General features: G+C 53.3%; 17 protein-coding genes and 1 tRNA gene. 4 read left to right on the top strand and 14 right to left on the bottom strand.

Going from position 1 to position 16,512, the window contains the following annotated elements; translation table 11 throughout:
* Nucleotides 1-33: 33 nt before the first annotated feature.
* Together FWG96_06260 and FWG96_06255 are read left to right on the top strand one after the other, a co-directional pair.
* Nucleotides 34-939 (top strand): ABC transporter ATP-binding protein, encoded by a 906-nt coding sequence (locus tag FWG96_06260; GenBank protein ID MCL2032853.1) that lies wholly within the window; start codon nt 34-36, stop codon nt 937-939.
* Nucleotides 936-1,802: an ABC transporter permease gene (locus FWG96_06255; GenBank protein ID MCL2032852.1), complete on the top strand. Its 867-nt coding sequence runs from the start codon at nt 936-938 to the stop codon at nt 1,800-1,802. The genes FWG96_06260 and FWG96_06255 overlap by 4 nt, the downstream gene beginning before the upstream one ends.
* 179 nt (nt 1,803-1,981) lie before the next feature.
* On the opposite strand, the gene FWG96_06250 is transcribed toward FWG96_06255, so the two are convergent.
* From FWG96_06250 to FWG96_06235, 4 genes are all read right to left on the bottom strand, one after another.
* Nucleotides 1,982-3,121, bottom strand: a complete 1,140-nt coding sequence (locus FWG96_06250) for a coenzyme F420-0:L-glutamate ligase (GenBank protein MCL2032851.1) — start codon at nt 3,119-3,121, stop codon at nt 1,982-1,984.
* Between the two features lie 113 nt (nt 3,122-3,234).
* Entirely contained in the window at nt 3,235-4,614 is a 1,380-nt protein-coding gene (gene purF, locus FWG96_06245) for an amidophosphoribosyltransferase (GenBank protein MCL2032850.1), read from the bottom strand.
* A 35-nt stretch (nt 4,615-4,649) separates the two neighbouring features.
* A complete protein-coding gene (locus FWG96_06240; protein MCL2032849.1) occupies nt 4,650-4,820 on the bottom strand; it encodes a 50S ribosomal protein L37e in 171 nt (56 codons plus the stop codon).
* Nucleotides 4,821-4,833: 13 nt separating this feature from the next.
* On the bottom strand, nt 4,834-5,049 hold the full coding sequence (locus FWG96_06235; protein ID MCL2032848.1) for a small nuclear ribonucleoprotein: 216 nt from the start codon (nt 5,047-5,049) through the stop codon (nt 4,834-4,836).
* 269 nt (nt 5,050-5,318) lie between these two features.
* On the opposite strand from FWG96_06235, the gene FWG96_06230 reads away from it, so the two are divergent.
* The gene (locus FWG96_06230; protein ID MCL2032847.1) at nt 5,319-5,606 is read left to right on the top strand and encodes a metalloregulator ArsR/SmtB family transcription factor; all 288 of its coding nucleotides are present in this window, start codon (nt 5,319-5,321) and stop codon (nt 5,604-5,606) included.
* A 22-nt stretch (nt 5,607-5,628) separates the two neighbouring features.
* On the top strand, nt 5,629-6,672 hold the full coding sequence (locus FWG96_06225) for a methyltransferase domain-containing protein (protein ID MCL2032846.1): 1,044 nt from the start codon (nt 5,629-5,631) through the stop codon (nt 6,670-6,672).
* Nucleotides 6,673-6,703: 31 nt separating this feature from the next.
* Here FWG96_06225 and FWG96_06220 read toward each other — a convergent pair whose 3' ends face one another.
* From FWG96_06220 to FWG96_06175, 10 genes are all read right to left on the bottom strand, one after another.
* The gene (locus tag FWG96_06220) at nt 6,704-7,822 is read right to left on the bottom strand and encodes a YkgJ family cysteine cluster protein (GenBank protein ID MCL2032845.1); all 1,119 of its coding nucleotides are present in this window, start codon (nt 7,820-7,822) and stop codon (nt 6,704-6,706) included.
* Nucleotides 7,803-9,038 (bottom strand): dihydroorotase, encoded by a 1,236-nt coding sequence (gene pyrC, locus FWG96_06215; protein ID MCL2032844.1) that lies wholly within the window; start codon nt 9,036-9,038, stop codon nt 7,803-7,805. The genes FWG96_06220 and pyrC overlap by 20 nt, the downstream gene beginning before the upstream one ends.
* 40 nt (nt 9,039-9,078) lie before the next feature.
* Entirely contained in the window at nt 9,079-9,660 is a 582-nt protein-coding gene (locus tag FWG96_06210) for a TIGR00296 family protein (GenBank protein ID MCL2032843.1), read from the bottom strand.
* A gap of 1 nt (nt 9,661) precedes the next feature.
* Entirely contained in the window at nt 9,662-10,168 is a 507-nt protein-coding gene (locus FWG96_06205; protein MCL2032842.1) for a hypothetical protein, read from the bottom strand.
* 89 nt (nt 10,169-10,257) lie between these two features.
* Complete coding sequence (locus FWG96_06200) at nt 10,258-11,430, bottom strand: ArsA family ATPase (protein MCL2032841.1); 1,173 nt, start codon at nt 11,428-11,430, stop codon at nt 10,258-10,260.
* A gap of 4 nt (nt 11,431-11,434) precedes the next feature.
* Complete coding sequence (locus FWG96_06195; GenBank protein MCL2032840.1) at nt 11,435-12,097, bottom strand: 4Fe-4S binding protein; 663 nt, start codon at nt 12,095-12,097, stop codon at nt 11,435-11,437.
* Nucleotides 12,098-12,207: 110 nt separating this feature from the next.
* Nucleotides 12,208-12,411: a hypothetical protein gene (locus FWG96_06190; protein ID MCL2032839.1), complete on the bottom strand. Its 204-nt coding sequence runs from the start codon at nt 12,409-12,411 to the stop codon at nt 12,208-12,210.
* A gap of 109 nt (nt 12,412-12,520) precedes the next feature.
* Nucleotides 12,521-12,625 (bottom strand) — tRNA-Met (locus FWG96_06185).
* A gap of 67 nt (nt 12,626-12,692) precedes the next feature.
* Complete coding sequence (locus FWG96_06180; GenBank protein MCL2032838.1) at nt 12,693-13,601, bottom strand: 30S ribosomal protein S3ae; 909 nt, start codon at nt 13,599-13,601, stop codon at nt 12,693-12,695.
* 402 nt (nt 13,602-14,003) lie between these two features.
* On the bottom strand, nt 14,004-16,512 hold a 2,509-nt coding region (locus FWG96_06175; protein MCL2032837.1), incomplete at its 5' end, for a hypothetical protein.

Raw genomic sequence — 16,512 nt, 5'->3', positions numbered from 1 at the left:
CCACTTTAATAAATATTACCCGGATTACTCTATATGTACGCTATAGAGGTGTCCAGCCTGAAAAAGTACTACGGCGACGTCAAAGCTGTAGATGACATATCCTTCACCGTGGGCTCCGGGCAGCTCTTTGCCTTCCTCGGCCCGAACGGCGCGGGGAAGAGTACCACCATCGATGTCCTTTGCACATTCCTGAAGCCTGACGGCGGAGTTGTGAAGATATTCGGGAATTCGCTCGGAGAAGATGACGATAAGATCAGGTCTGACATCGGAGTAGTGTTCCAGAAAGGCACGCTGGATCCTTTGCTTACGGTGAGGGAGAACCTGGTGTTCAGGGGAAGACTCTATGACACGGACTCCATCGAGGAGAGGTTGCAGAAGGCCATGGACGCCGTAGGGATATCCGATATTGCCGACAGAAGGTACGGCAAGCTCTCCGGGGGGCAGAAAAGGAGGGCTGACATCGCTAGGGCGCTGATAAGCACACCTAAGCTTCTGTTCCTGGACGAGCCCACAACTGGGCTGGACCCTCAGACGAGGCATAATGTATGGGAGATCATACTTGACCTGAAGAACAAAGAGGGGGTGACCGTCTTCCTCACAACCCACTACATGGAGGAGGCCGCCGGGGCGGACTATGTGGTTGTAATTGACAAGGGCAAGATCTCTGCGGAGGGAACCCCTACTGAACTCAAGGAAAAATTCAGCTCGGACGCAGTGAAGATCGTTCCTAAGGCGGAGTCCCCCCTTTCCGAACTGCTCACGTCGGACGGCGTGAACTTTTCCGAAGAAGGGGGCGTGATAACGATACCGATCGACCACACGATGGACTCCCTCCCTCTGATAGACCGCTACCGAGGGCACATTGCCAACATCCAGGTTCTCAGCGGCACTCTGGATGACGCCTTTGTGAAGATAATAGAAGAAGGGGGACTGGAATGACCTCTAATCTGATCCTGTTCACATCCCGTAACGTGAAGGTTTTCTTCCGGGACAGGACGGCGGTGGTGTTCTCAATGTTTGCCGCATTGATCGTCATCGCACTTTATTTTCTATTCTTAGGCGATACGATAACTGCCTCATACGAACATATTCCCGGCGCGAGGACCATCGTAGACAGCTGGGCGATGGCCGGCCTTATGGCGGTCGTGCCGGTGACCGCATCGCTTGGCGCCCTGGGCATAATGATACAGGATAAGATCTCGGGCGCCGTACGGGACCTCACGGTGTCGCCCATGAGAAGGTATGAGATCGTGGGCGGATACGTGCTGAGCACTTTCATAGTGTGCACCGCCTTGAGCCTCCTGGCACTGACTTTCGCAGAAGCTTATATCGTATACAACGGCGGGTCGCTCCTGAGCTCCGTACAATTCGCCAAGGTCCTGGGGCTGGTGCTGCTGTCCGTCATCTCCTCAAGCGCGATTATGTTCGTGGTGGCGCTTTTCATCAGCTCGAACAATGCGTACTCTGCGGTAAGTACCATCGTCGGGACAATGATAGGTTTCCTCACAGGGGTCTTCGTTCCGATCGGAGTGCTGCCGTCGGCGGTGGGTACGGTGGTTAAGATGGTCCCAGCTTCGCACTCTGCCTCTCTTTTCAGACAGGTCATGATGGAGGGGCCGATGATGTCCATGGAAGGCATGCCTCCGGAAGAGATGCTGGAGTTCGAATTGGATATGGGGGTAAAGTTCGGATTCGGGGACGGACTTGTTACTACGGAAATGAGCATCCTGATCCTTGTTGCGGTCACTGCGGCATTCTTCATATTTGCGGTCCTTATGCTGTCCATCAAACGCAAATCCTGATGCGAGAGGCGGCTAATGTTCAGGTCTCTGCGGGACGGATAACATCGGGCATGTGATCAAGGGCCTGTGCGGTCGTATAATCGCGATTATATAATCACGATTATGTGCAATTGTGCACAGCCTGCGCCTGGCGGCCATTGGCACGGTCGGGCCTTGGCCGGGAATGCGTTCCGATATCCTCATTCTTTCAGCAGATTATCGAAATATCCCTGTATCAGGATCACGGGGGTCCCTTTGTCTCCGCTTCCGCTCACCAGGTCCGCAAGGCTTCCCAGCAGGTCCTTGTATTGCCTCGGTGTCGTTCCCAGCGAGAGCGTTTCCTGATCTTTACTCTCCATCGCTCTTTTAAGGGCCGCCTCTTTGTCCTTCTCTCCCGCAACGACCATTTTAAGCTTCACTTCACTGGGAGAACCCTCGAGTCCTTCCGTATTGCCGGGGCATACCACCGGATCCGCCAATTCCCATATTCCGCATACCGGATCCCTGAACGCGCCGTCGGCATAGATCATGACATGCGGCCTCGTTTTTGTTCTTTTGTAGAATTCATCCTGAACCTTATGAACGAACGCGCCGCAATCCCTGGGGAATAGCTTTACCTTATCCTGACCAAACATGTTAGAGCCCAATAACCCGTATTTCTCATTGTGACCGCGCATGCTGTCCGGTTCGTTCAGCAGGTCAGCAAGCGTTAAGACCTTGTTCGCGCCGCTCTTAAGCAGGTAGTCCTTTGTCATCTCCCTGCCGTGTATATCGGCCGCTATGACATCCTTGGTATGCCTCAATATGGCGGCTGGGTCTTTGCTGAGTATCACCTCGATGTTGTCGTTAAGGCTTGTGTAGAGGTCTATGTAGTCGATCTTGGTGAACTCGTGAACATATTCGCCGTACTTGTTCCGGAACTCCTTGCCGGTGAACTGCTCTCCGCCGGGAGAATAGCTGTAGGGATTCCACTTTTTAAGGTCCATGATGGGATTTCCGACCTCATCCTGGGGATAATTCAGGAGCACCGTTATCTTCTTCGCACCTCTCGAGATGCCTCTGAGGATCTGTGCGAACCTGTTCCTTGACATTATCGGGAACACGACCCCTATGTGCTTGTCTTTGCCGAACTTTGACTCCACATCCTCAGCTATCGAATCAAGGGGGGCAAAGTTCCCTTGCGATATTGCCACTATGCTTTCTGTTATCGCAACGACATCGCTGTCTTCTATCTTGGCAACGTCGAGAACGCTTGACACAACAATATCCGCAAGGTCATCCCCTTGCGAGATGAAGGGCAGTCTTACTCCTGTGACGATCGTACCTGTTCTTCTTTTCATAAGATAATGGCGGCAATGGAACTTTAACCTATAAAATCTTCGCAATATCGTATCGGCCGCCGCGGTCATTGGCGCTTATGCCAAACCTTCCGTATTAACATGCGAGGCGGTGATCAGAATTCGGATCTCAGAGTGGACTGGAATCTCTGCACCTCGCCGGGTATGCGGGTCGGGTATCTTCCGTTCACGCACGCCAGACAGAGGTCCCCCTCCGGTTTGCCGATCGCTTCTATGAGCCCTTCTATGCTTATGTACCCCAGGCTGTCCGCCCCCAGTATGTCGCAGACCTCTTCCGCGGTGCGGCCGTTGGCTACGAACTGCTCCCTTGATCTCATATCCACCCCGTAATAGCACGGAGCGACGACGGGCGGGCTTCCCACGCGGACATGTACCTCTTTAGCCCCTGCTTTCCTGAGCATTGAGACCAGTTTCTTAAGGGTGGTGCCTCTGACTATGCTGTCGTCGACTATCACCATGCGTTTGCCTTCGACGGTGCTTTTGATGGGGTTCATTTTCATCGAGACTGCCAGCTCCCTTTCCTTCTGGTCCGGGAGTATGAATGTCCTTTCGGCAAAACGGTTCTTCATGAACCCTTCCTCATACGGTATGCCGGATGATATGGAGAACCCTATGGCATGCGCGCGCCCGGAATCTGGTATCGGCATGATCATATCGACGTCGGCGGGGCATTCCTTCGCGAGGATCTCCCCGATCTTTTTCCTTACGTCATAGACCTCCCTCCCGTCTATCACGGAATCGGGTCTTGCGAAGTACACCCACTCGAACATACAATGCGCCCGGTGTTTGTGGGAAACACCCTGATACGGTATGAAATGGTCGTGCATCACCTCGATTATCTCTCCGGGGGTAACGTCTCTTATGAACGTTCCGTTCAGCGCGTCTATGGCGGCGCTCTCGGAAACAACGATGTGTCCTTCATCGATCTCGCCTATGCAGAGCGGCATGAGCCCGTACGGGTCCCTGATCCCGAACAGCCTGTCGTTTATCAATATTACAAGTGCGAAGGAACCTTCCAGCTCTCCCATCATGCTTTTCATCGCCTTTACCGGGTCATTGTGCTGGGTCATGTACTTGCCGAGGACCTTCGTCACCAGTTCGCTGTCGGATTCCGTAAGGAATGAGGTCCCTGTCGCCAGATACTTCTCTTTGAGATCATCGTAGTTGGTGATGTCCCCGTTGTGCGCAACGGCAACCGTCCCGAAACTCATGGTGACGGTCAGCGGCTGAGCGTTCAGAACGCTCTTCGAACCCGCAGTTGGATATCTCACATGGCCGACGCCGACATTGCCGCTGAGGTGCGCTATCTTTTCGTTGGACAGCACGAACTGGACGAGACCGTTGTCCTTGACCGTCTGCAGTTCGCCGTTATTGAAAACCGTTATTCCGGCGCTCTCCTGGCCGCGGTGCTGGATTATCATGAGGGACTTCTGCAAAGCCGATACGACACTATGGGCGGCGGCTACACCTGCCACTCCGCAACTGTGCTTAGGCCCCGACATATACATCCTTAGTCGCGGGCTTTGGCCCAGTTGTAGGATCTTATTTTTGCGGTCTTTCCGTAGCCGCATGAGGCGCAGACCCCTCTTCTCGCATGATACGAGTGTTTCCCGCATCTGCGGCAGGGTATGTGGGTCTTGTATTTGTTGTGCCTTCCCTGTGCCGGTGTTCCTGTTCCCATGATCTGTATCTCCTTATGGTGAAATGTATATTACGTTGTCCCCGCGGACAATGACCAAACTGATCTTTCTTACCGATTCTCCGTTGTGGAACTCCTCTGCGTTCTTCAGCACTACGTTCATATGAGGGTCGTATCCGTCTAGTACGCCCCGATACTCTCGCTTTCCTTTCAGCTCGACGATCACGTTCTTGTTCGTCGACTGACTGAGAACAGACAATGGTTTGATCATTTATCCCACTAAGGCTTCATAAAGGAAACAGTATTTGAAAGTATCGTGTTTATTTGTTTTTGTTTTAAAGGGTGGCGGCAGGGTCCGAAGGTGCGCGGACAGCTTTTTGACAGACCGAATGACCCCCGCATCATGCCCGCTGCGGTCTGCGTTGTGCATCATATAAATAGATAGTAATCTATATGATATGATACATGAACGACAGATACCGAGGACATTCCCGGCTCTTCAAAGCGCTCTCAGACCCGAACAGGCTGATGATCATGGATATGCTCTCCTGCGGAGAACTTTGCGCCTGCGAGATCCTGTGCAAGTTCGGGATAACGCAGCCGACGCTTTCGCATCATATGAACATCCTCTGCGGATGCGGCCTGGTGAACGGGCGCAGAGAGGGTAAATGGACATATTATTCACAGAATGAGGATGCCATTAGAGATTTCCGAGCATTTTTAGAAGAGATCACTACGGCGAAACCCGATTGCATCTGCCGTAAAAAAGAACTTGCGGGAGACACCGGGATTAGCGGTTGTTGCTCCGGTAAGAGGTCCAGAATATAATGAATCAGTAAAGGTGGAAAATATGGATGAAATAATCAACCAGGTGAAGGAATATTACGGCAAGAAACTGCAGAACAGAGACGATCTCAAGACCAGCACATGCTGCTGCACGGGGAGTCCTCCGGCGGAGATCAAAGATGTTCTGCCTATGATCGCGGACGAGATACTGAATAAATTTTATGGCTGCGGTTCTCCTCTGCCTCCGCTGCTGGAAGGGATGACCGTACTCGATCTGGGCTGCGGGACCGGAAGGGATGTGTACATTGCATCCAAACTGGTGGGAGAGTCCGGACGCGTGATAGGGGTGGACATGACGGAGGAGCAGATCGGGACCGCTGTCAGGTATCAGGAGGAGCAGCGTCAGCGTTTCGGTTTCAAGACCTCGAACGTAAGGTTCGCGCGAGGATACATCGAAGACCTGGGATCGCTCGGCGTGGAGGATGAAAGCGTCGATGTTGTCATTTCCAATTGCGTCATAAACCTCTCTCCCTCCAAAGAGCAAGTATTCAAAGAGATATACCGCATCCTCAGGCCGGGCGGCGAGCTGTTCTTTTCAGATATCTTCGCTGACCGGCGCATTCCAGAGTCATTGGCGGCTGACCCGTTATTGCGCGGAGAGTGTCTGGGCGGCGTGATGTACACAGAAGATTTCCGCAGGCTCGTGACGAAGGTCGGCTGGGCCGATTTCCGTTATACGAACGTCCGCGGCATTGAGTTCTCCGAGGGGGAGATCAAGGATAAAATGGGCTTTGCGAACTTCTCATCACGGACTGTGAGGGCCTTCAAGCTTGATGATCTGGAAGATATATGCGAGGACTATGGGCAAACGGCCACGTATGACGGCAGCATACCCAGTCATCCTCATTTCTTCGATCTTGACGACCACCACCGGTTCTTCACGAACAAACCGATGCTCGTATGCGGGAACACGGCGTCCATGCTCTCGCGCACACGTTACGGCAAAGCGTTCAGGGTGACCGGCGACCGTTCCGTGCATTTCGGGAGATTCGACGGCTGCGCGCCGAAAAGCGATAACGCCGGAACAATATCCGGATCGTGCTGCTGACACTTGCCGGGGGGCCGATCACCGGGATCGATCAGACGAAGGCTCCGATGGTGGGGGCGTCGAGCCGGTCCATGTCGAAGAAGATTATCGCTTCCCTTATCCCCCTTCCGCCCATGCCTGTCTCCATGAAATGATCCAGCATGGACGCTCTCCACAGAAGATCCAGTATCGTGGTCGAAAGGCACCCGTAATATGCGTTCGCCATATCATCCTCATAGCCGGTGGCGTCCATGAGGCTGAACACATTACCCAGGAAGCTGTCCCTTTGGTTGAGGATCGAGATGTATTCTTTCAGGACCTCTTCTCCTCCTGGCTCTAAGGGTTTTATCTTGATCTCCGATGCCTTTACGGAGCCTTTCTTCATCAGGTCCCCTTCTTCATCGAGGACCATCCAATCTATCTTTCCGGATGCGCTGTCCGCAAGGAAGATGTTCCAGTTCCAGCCCTCATCGCAGTATACAGGTGCGTTGACTGGGTCGTCGGTGGCCATAGATTCCATGGCGGCCTCCATGGCGGCCTCGCTGAGCTCTTCCGGGTCCGCCTGTTCCTCTTTGACGTCTTCGAGGGTCATGACTGGTTCCATCATGGTCATCTCCATAACTTTGCTTATGAAAGGAAGGCGGGTGAACCCGTCCAAGTTCCTGCTTACGGACGCCCTTATTTCAGACGGGTCCCCCATCACGCCTGCCTCTTTGCAGTTGTGGTAGAATTCGTTATAGACATCTCCGGCCTCTTTCACCGCCCTCTTTATCCTGCCGTCCGCTTTGAGTATGATATCCTTTGCTTCCGCCTCAGCGTCCGGCCCCTTTCCGGTCCAGACGCCTCTGCATGAAAGATCCAGCTCTACCTTGACCCTGTCCCCCACGTGTATGTGGTAAGGGAACTGCCTGCAGTATGTGGGCCGGTTGACGTAGACGTCGCATTTCCGTCCGTTGAGGAAAACGCAGGAGCCTCTGCCCTTCTTCAGCGCGAGCGCGAGATACGGCTCCGGGCCTTTGCTTTTTACCAGAGCCTTTGAGTGGTCCTTCTCAAAGAAGTGCCTCTCTTCGGCGAGGACCTCTGGCTGGCAGAGACAGCACAGCCCGCAGCCTTCCGGGCACTCGGCCTTCTTCCCGAACAATTCCGAATAATCAACCTTGATTTCCGCCATAAATATCCTTCCCGATCCTGTCTCCGCAGAATTCTCCATCCTTTATCTGGATCTCCCCTCCCACCATAACCGTTTCGGGGAAGACCGCCTCCCAGCCGCCATATGGCGAGTGACCGGCCTTGCTATGAAGTTTTCTTACGTCTATGCAGGTGAAATTCCTCATGTCAAAGACCGAAAGGTCTGCGTCATATCCTTCTTCGATCCTTCCTTTTCTCATCCCGAAGGACGCGGCCGGTACTTCCGAGCCCATGGACACCCCCTGAGCCAGGGAGATGATGTTCTTTCTTACCATATTCATCACTATTGGGATCGTGGTCTCGACGCCCGGTATCCCGCTCGGCGCCGAATCGAAATCCGAAGATTTGTCCGATACCGTGTGGGGGGCGTGGTCGCTGCCGAACATAGATATCTTCCCGTCTAAGAAAGCCTTATAGAGCTTGTCCCTTACGGCGGCACTCCTTATCGGAGGATTCACTTTGTACTCCGATGATGAGAATTTATCATGTTCGAAGAAAAGATGATGCAGGGCCACCTCGGTGGTGAAACCCAGCTCGTTCGCCATCGCCACGCTTTCCGCATTGGTGTTATGGCATATGTTGATCCTCATTCCCTTGAAGCGAGACAGCCTTCTGAGAGCACTGATCTCCGCCTCTAACGGGCGGTTACGGAGATGGTCCGTGCAGTTCTTCTCCTGTTCCCTGAGGATCATGCCGTCATCCTCCGCATGCACGCTCACCCTTTTCCCTGTTCTGAGTATATCGTTAAGCGCGGGAACGATCTCCGCATCGTCATTCAAAAGTATCTTTCCGGTGGTCGAACCCATGAAAAGCTTGAACCCCGGGACCAGCGGCGCCATCATGCCCGCATTGCAGCCCGGCGTAACGGCGGCGAAAAGCCCGTAGTCTGCATACGCCCTTCCTTTGACGCGGTCCTTCTTTTCCAGCAGCGAGTTCACATCCGTCACGGGCGGGATCGTGTTGGGCATATCCAGCACGCATGTGACCCCTCCGTGGACCGCCGCGCTTGTGCCGGATAGGAAATCCTCCTTCTCGGTCATCCCGGGATCCCTGAAATGGACATGGGGATCTACAAACCCGGGAAATATCACCCCGCCGGGCACATCGATCCTTCTTTCTCCTCCGCTGACCGAGCTTCTTACTGCGGATATCCTTCCGTTGGCGATCCCTATCTCCGAGTATTTTATCTCCCCTCCCACGAACGCCCTTCCGCATACGACAAGATCGAAACTCAGGACATCACTTCCTTACGACCTCTCCGTTGGGCGACGTTTCCGCGAATATCTCTCCGCAGAAAGATTCTATTACCGCACCGGGCTCCTTCCAGGCATTGGGACTGAGTCCGGCCTTCATCGACAGATGCTTCAGGAATTCCTCGGCGCCCCATCCGAATTCCGAAGGGACCTGCGGAAGCAGGAGACCTCTTCTTCCCCTGTGAGAGAGTATCAGACCGTCCCTGCCGACGACTATCTTTGACAGAAGCTCTTCCGGCGCTCCGTATTGAACTTTTTGAGGAACGGTCAGGATCGTCACCTCGAACGTACATTCTTTCGTTTCGTCGAAGGTTAGGTCCTCGAACCTCGGATCGTGGCATGCGGCCTGCGCCGATAATCTGAGCGCGTCCTTCAGCGGAAATACCGGTTCGGGGTACCCTATGCACCCTCTCAGGTCTCCTGACGGGTATTCAGATATTGTCACGAACACCCCTTTCTTCTCGGAGAACCCTTCGGGGAGAGATACCTCGGCGGCCCCTTTCCTGGTCTCGGCCTCCGCATAGCGCCTTGCCGCTCTGACCGCGGCCGTGCCGTCTGTGAGCTCCATCTCAATCGCTGGTCTTTCCTTTCTTCGCCGAAGAGGTCTTCTTCGGCGCGGATTCTATATCTATCTTCTCGGGCGCCGCAGGCTTTGACCCGCTTCCGCGGCCGGCGTTTGCTTTGGAGAAATTCTCGGATGCGTTCTTCCTTGCCTCTTCGGCCTTGTCCGCCATGTCCTTGAAGCAGTCCGGGAACGGCATTGCGCTCATAAGAGCGCCCACTGTCATCATGAATTCCATCCCCATGGCCATGAAGTGCTTTTGAACCTCTGGGTCTGTGAATGCGTTGAACATGCCCTGTGCGGCCTCCTTGGCCTTCTTTCTCTGCTCGTCGGCGAACTCCTCCGCTTTTTTCCGCTCCTCACGGAACGTTTCTTCGAAGAGGTCCTTCTCCCCTTTGCAGAACCTCCTCATGGTGATCATCTCATCTCTGAAGAGCCTCTCCAGCATCTCCTTGTTCTCCCTGATGAACTTCTCCAATTCGGGATCTATGTAACTCTTATCTTTTTCACTCATTTCTGACCCCTCCGCTTTCCGCGGTCTTTATGAATACCAAAGGGCGGTCATGTTTCTTAAACAGTTTGTTCTTTTGACAGTTCGATGTTTTATCTTGTTCTCCTGAACTTTACGATGAGATCCTCTTCGTCGAACTCAGCGCCGAGCATCTCCGCATCGCTAAGCGTCATCGGCAGGGCGACCGTTCTCTTGTGGTCCCCGACTTTGATTATCACGGAATTGTTGTTCCCTCTGAATAGCTCGATGTCGTCCTTCTCCGTGAAGGGCATTTTGATGTACAGCTTGTCGACACCGTCCTCGGTCTCAAAGTGCATGGGGCTTGTCCTCGCGTATACCTCTGCCGGATCGGAGTCCCCGAAGATCATGTCCGCCATCTCGTCAAGGTTCTCGCTCCCTCTGAGTTCCGTCCGAAGCTGGTATGCGTACAGTATCTTCAGGGGATCGAAGACCTCATGTATCAATTTCATGTAGCCTTCCTGCTCCCCAAGCTTCTTCTTCATGAAGGCGCCGTCCACATCCGGCGGCAGGACCTTGTTCACTATAAGACACTCCACCGTCTTGTTGTAAAGGCAGAGGTAGGTATAGGAGCGCATTGTCTCGTTTATAGGCATCCTCTCCGGGTTGAGGACCAGCCTTATCGAGGTGTTCTCCGAGTCCTCCAGCACCTTCTTTGCCCTTTCCATGTCATTCTTCAGGTCCTCTATGCTGTTGATCACCTCCTTGGATGGCAGCGGCAGGTCCATCACCTTTCCTACCGTCATCCTTGCAACGGAGACCATCCTCTTCATCAGCCCGAAGAGTTTGTCGATATACCAGTTCGAGACATCCGGGAAACTGAGCAGCCTCAGGGTCTCGCCTGTCGGCGGCGTGTCTATGATCACAACGTCGTATTCCCCTTTGTCCTTGAACTGAAGCACATAAAAGAGGGCCGCCGCCATCTCCATCCCCGGCATTATCGCCATCTCCTCCGCTGTGATGTCTTCGACGCCCTGGGACATCATGAACGCGGATATGTAGTCCTTTAAGGTGGACCATTTCGTCCTCATCTCATGGATTATGTTCAATTCCAGGGCGTCGAGATTCTCCTCGACATTGACGATCTCGGAAGAAAGCTTCACATCAAGGGAGTCGCCGAGGGAATGGGCGGCGTCCACGCTCATTATTATCGTGCGGTGTCCCATCTTTGCGCATTTGCGTGCGGTCGCCGCTGCGACAGATGTTTTTCCGACACCTCCTTTTCCGTTATAGATGATTGTCCTCATGTTCTTACCCAGCATGCACTAATGTTCGCAGTATACTTTCTGTGACGCATCCTCTTTGATCGATCGTCAGGATCCTCAGCGGCACGTTCTTCCCCGACCTTTTGACGGCGCTGCGGACCGCTCCGTCAAGGGAACAGCACGGCACGGTCATCCTTACCACGGTCAGGCTCTTCGGATCATTGTTAGACAGTATCTCGATGAGCTTTTCTTCATAACCCGCATCGAACTTCGGGCAGCATATCGCTACCGCTCTCCCTCTGATGAGGTCCTCATGCATTTTTGAGTATGCGAAAGCGGAACAATCGGCCGCCAGCAGGATGTCTGCTCCTTTGAAAATAGGGGAAACGGCCGAGACCAGTTTCAGCTTCACCGGCCACTGCCTCAGCTCACCGCTGCCGGGGCCCGGCTGGACAGGGTTCGCCGGCGGCCGTGAGGATGGCTGTGTTCCAGGCATGATGATCTGAGGGGTCTCGCATCCGCATAATTCAATGAAAGATATCGCTCCCTGGGGGCATACCGGCAGGCAGTCGCCCAGGCCGTCACAGAAATCCTCCCTTATCATCCTGGCCTTGCCGTCAATGATCGCCAGCGCCCCTTCGTGGCAGGCCGCGACGCACAGTCCGCAGCCGTCGCATCTGAATTCATCAATAACTATGCCCTTTACCATAGAAGAGCGTAACGATTGCAGCCTAATATACTCTTATGCGGTGCGCCCCGGCTGACCCAGAAGCAAAAAAGGAGCGAAAGGAGCATATCTGGGTCAGCCGGGGTTTGTGTTCAGCTGTTCTTTGGATTTTGCCTGATCTTACGCCGGAGTTCTGCGTACTCTGCGCTTTGTTCCATATGATGATCGGCGAATTCGATCACCAATGCGCATAAGGCTTCCACGAGGACGTAATGATCGATCTTACTGATCTCGATCATGTCCGATATCGTGTCTTTGATAATTTCCGCTTCCGGAGATACTGTTATTGACATCATGCTGTAGAGATCTTCCTTGTGGCAAATATAAGGCAGAGAGTACAGTTAGCATACTTGTGCCTGATATCCACAAGGGATCGGAAAAAGAACTTGTCAGAAGTAATAGGAGTGCCGAGGACGGGTTTCGAACCCGCGACCTTCGGATTTCCCTGGAAGAGGCCTGTTGACCAGAACCCTATGAGTCCGACGCTCCACCAGGCTGAGCCACCTCGGCATAAGTTGGTTTGGTTGGGAATAGGTTTCTGCTTAATAAGTTTTGGAGGACTCTGGATGATCGACGATCATTCCTGGTCTGGGCTTTCTTCGGGGTTCTCGGCGTCCGCCTCTTCAGCGGGTGTTTCCTCAGCGTCAGCCTCTTCAGCGTCAGCCTCTTCCTCATCCGCCTCTTCAGCATCAGTGTCTTCGGCATCTTCAGCGTCTGCCTCTTCAGCATCAGCATCTTCTGCCGCCGCTTCCTCATCCGCCTCTTCAGCGGGTGTTTCCTCAACGGCCGCTTCCTCTGGCTCAGCTTCCTGTTCGGTTTCTGCAGCGTCTGCGGGTGCGGGTGCGGGCGCAGGTTTCTCTTCTATAATGGATTCCGGCTCTCCGTCTCCGATCTTCAGGACCTCTGTCTTACGGATCTCCAATCTCTTGATGGGGATCACGATGCGGCATGCCTTTGAGATATCCTTTGCGAGGTCTCCCGATATGACCGCTTTGACTATGTCGGAAAGGGTCATCTTCTCGGCCATCTGGACGAGGGTGATCCCGATTATCTGTCTCATTCCCTCTTCCTGTGAGGACTGTATGCGCCTCTCGGCAATGGACATTGTCTTTATCCTCACATGGTAGTGGTCGAAAGTAACGACATCCACAACGTGATCCGTCTTAGTCTTCTTTCTGCGGGTGAGCCTTCTGACATAGTCGCTTGTGAGATCATGACCGATGAATGCGGTCTTTGCCTCATGCCCATCAGCTCCGGTTATCTTGAACTTCAGTTTTATGTGCATCTTGGAAAAGTCTCCGGTGAGGTCCTGCACAGTGACCTCCGCCGTCCTTCCGATGAGAAGTTCCGGGTCTGCCGCCGGGGTCTCCCCGATCACCATCTCATTGAACATTTTAGGAGCGTGTACGTTGTACCATTCCTTTGCCTTCCATTTGTCCTTGACCTTGCGGCCTGCGGTCCCTTTAGCTCTTTTTGCTGCTGCCATCAGAATCCTCCATGATCCGAATAAGACGGGGATTCAGTGGTCATATTAATAGCTTTGTCAGAACCAAACATAAAATCAGGGTGTAGCCAGCATGTTTTCAAATAACATAATAAGGAAATTATTGTACAAAATGGTTGTACCACATGTATATATAACTTTCTTATGTGTCCGAGCCTGCGTTTTTTCATTTCCTTCTTGCCTCCTGCCGCAATAACAAACAGGCATATCAGAGTTCTTTGTCACTGCAAACCGCATAAAGGCACATCTAGATAAGGCCAACTTTTTGTTGAGGAATAAATGGAAAGAAAAGGGAAGTTTCAGGAGGCGGACCCCCTGATGATGAGAAATCGTTTATTCACCTTTTTTCTGCTGTTCTGCAGCGCAGTATCGCCGCCGGCATCGTTAGATGAATGCTACATTACGCAAGGTATAGATGTTGCTTATATTCACGCCCTCGATCGTGCCAGTGTTGTCAATGATGAAACTATTGGCAGAGACTGCGTTGCTGTATATGCCGTAATTCTTCCCTTGTATAAGGCCCGCGCCGCCGGCGGCAGTGTTGTTGGTTATAGTCACGGCTCCGCTGGCGACCCTTATGCCGGCACCGATCTCGTTCCCGGTGACGGCACCGCCGTATGTGGCTATGATCTTGCCGCTGTTGGTTATGACGCCGCTATCGATGTATATGCCGGCGCGGTAGCCTTTGATCTCGCCTGCGGCATAATTGGTCACATGACAGAGAACTGAGGCATAGATTCCGTAGCCTGTGCTGGGCGAAGTGACCACAGACCCTTCGGTTTCAATCATGCCGGAGTTGTAGATCCTGACGCCGCTGCCGAATATGACATCGATACCGTTGCACTTTCCGGAAATCGTGCTGCCGGATCCGTTGTTTATCTCGATATTGCCGGCGCCGAAATAGCTGATGCCTGATGTTCCGCCTGAGATCGTGCCGCCGTTTCTGTTTGTGATAATAGTCCCCCAGGAGTTACTCGGGGTGTTGACGCCGATGGCGGTATTGCCGGCAATTTTACCCTCGTTTGTGATGCTGTTCACGCTGGTTGATGCCTCCATGATTATGCCGGCGGTCGGACCGTTTATCAGGCCGGTGCTGTAGTTGTTGAGTGTATTGATGCCGCCGACGGTACGAATGGCACTCTGACCGCTGCTGGTGATGCTGCCGTAGTTGTCAATCCTGCCGCCGTTTTCGAGCCGGATGCAGTCACTTCCGGTCCCGCCTTGGATGATGCCTGTGGCGCCATTGGTGATCCTCGCATTGCCGGAAACGGAATAGATGCTGGTGCCGACGGTGCTGATAATGTGTGCAGTGTTTACGAGATTACTGCCGGTTCCGAACCGTATGACATTTCCGTTACTGTTGATCCTCTCTAATTTGCCTATGGTACCTGTTTTAGTCTCTGAATAGATCGCCAGGGTTCTGCCGGCGCCGATGTCTACGCCGTCGGTCTGCAGTACGCAGCCGTCGGCGATGATGATGCTGACATTCCCTGAGATGGTGAGTGTGCCGTTGAGCAATATGCTCTTGGCAACATAGTACCATCCGTCCGTGGCCGCCGCGTCGGCCCCGCTCAGTTCATAGCGTCCAGTTGATAGGAGCATATTGTTGAAATAACTTTGATCCAACACTTTTGCGTCATGGATGCCTGGGCTTCCGTCCACATTGATATAATCGTAACCTGGTGTGCCCTGCTTCATGGTGAAGTTGACATTGATATAGTTGACGTTGGCCGTTGTTGTGTACGACACCGACGGTATCTTTCCAGACGCCAATGTGTAACCCGCCTTCGAGACGCCGGTTATCACTATTGCTGAATCCGTATTCGCCAGTATGATGTATGCGCCGTCTGCGCCTGTGGTGTATGATGTTGCCAAGGCCCCTGTGCATGTGATCGTCACTCCGCTTATACCTGTGGAGGTTCCGTCTACGGTCACCTTACCGGATACTGAGAAGGCACCCTGCTTCATGGTGAAGTCGACATTGGAGGCCGACGCTGTGTATGATGCAGGCGCAGTTCCAGATGCCCTGACATAGCCAGCTTTTGTGACACCGTTTATTGTGAGTGTTGATCCTGTGTATGCGGTTATAGAGTATGTGCCATCCACCGCTGTGGTTACGATGTTGGCAAGTCCTCCAGTGCAGTATATGTCTACCCCACTCAGGCCGGTTGAAGTTCCGTCAACGGTCACCCTGCCGGATACCGTGAAGATGCTGTTGTCCTGCTTCATGGTGAAGTTGACGTCTGATGTCGATACAAAGTAGTAACCTGCCGGTACTTTTCCAGATACCAGCGTATATCCATCCTTGATAATGCCGGTTATCAGGACCCCGGACCCTTTCTGCGCCGTTACGGTGTATGTACCGTCCGCCGCCGTAGTAAATGAGGTTTCCAGGGCGTTTGCGCATGTTATGGTCACCCCGCCGAGGCCGGTGTTGGTTCCATCAATAGTCACCTTGCCTGAAACTAAAACTGTTTCGGAGTCAAACTTCATGGTAAAGTTGACGTTGGAGGCAGATGCGGTGTACGACGCCGGTATCGTTCCCGATGCCAGGCTGTAGTAGCTCTTTACGACGTTGGTTATCGTGATCGTGGTTCCGACGTTCGCCGTTATGGAGTATGTTCCGTCTGCGGCGGTGCTGTGCGATGGTGATCCGTTTAGGTAGATAAACACTCCGCTTAGGGCTGTACCGGTTCCGTCAACGGACACCTTGCCGGACACTGTGAAGGTATCCTGTTTCATGGTGAAGTTGACGTTGGAGGCCGCTGCGGTGTACGACGCCGGTATCGTTCCCGATGCCAGGCTGTAGTAGCTCTTTACGACGTTGGTTATCGTGATCGTGGTTCCGACGTTCGCCGTTATGGAGTATGTTCCGTCTGCGGCGGTGCTGTGC

Origin of the sequence: Candidatus Methanoplasma cognatum, assembly GCA_009777615.1 — an archaeon.
Classification (GTDB): domain Archaea; phylum Thermoplasmatota; class Thermoplasmata; order Methanomassiliicoccales; family Methanomethylophilaceae; genus Methanoplasma; species Methanoplasma cognatum.
The sequence above is the reverse complement of the archived record's forward strand: the minus strand, read 5'-3'. Positions and strand labels throughout refer to the sequence as shown.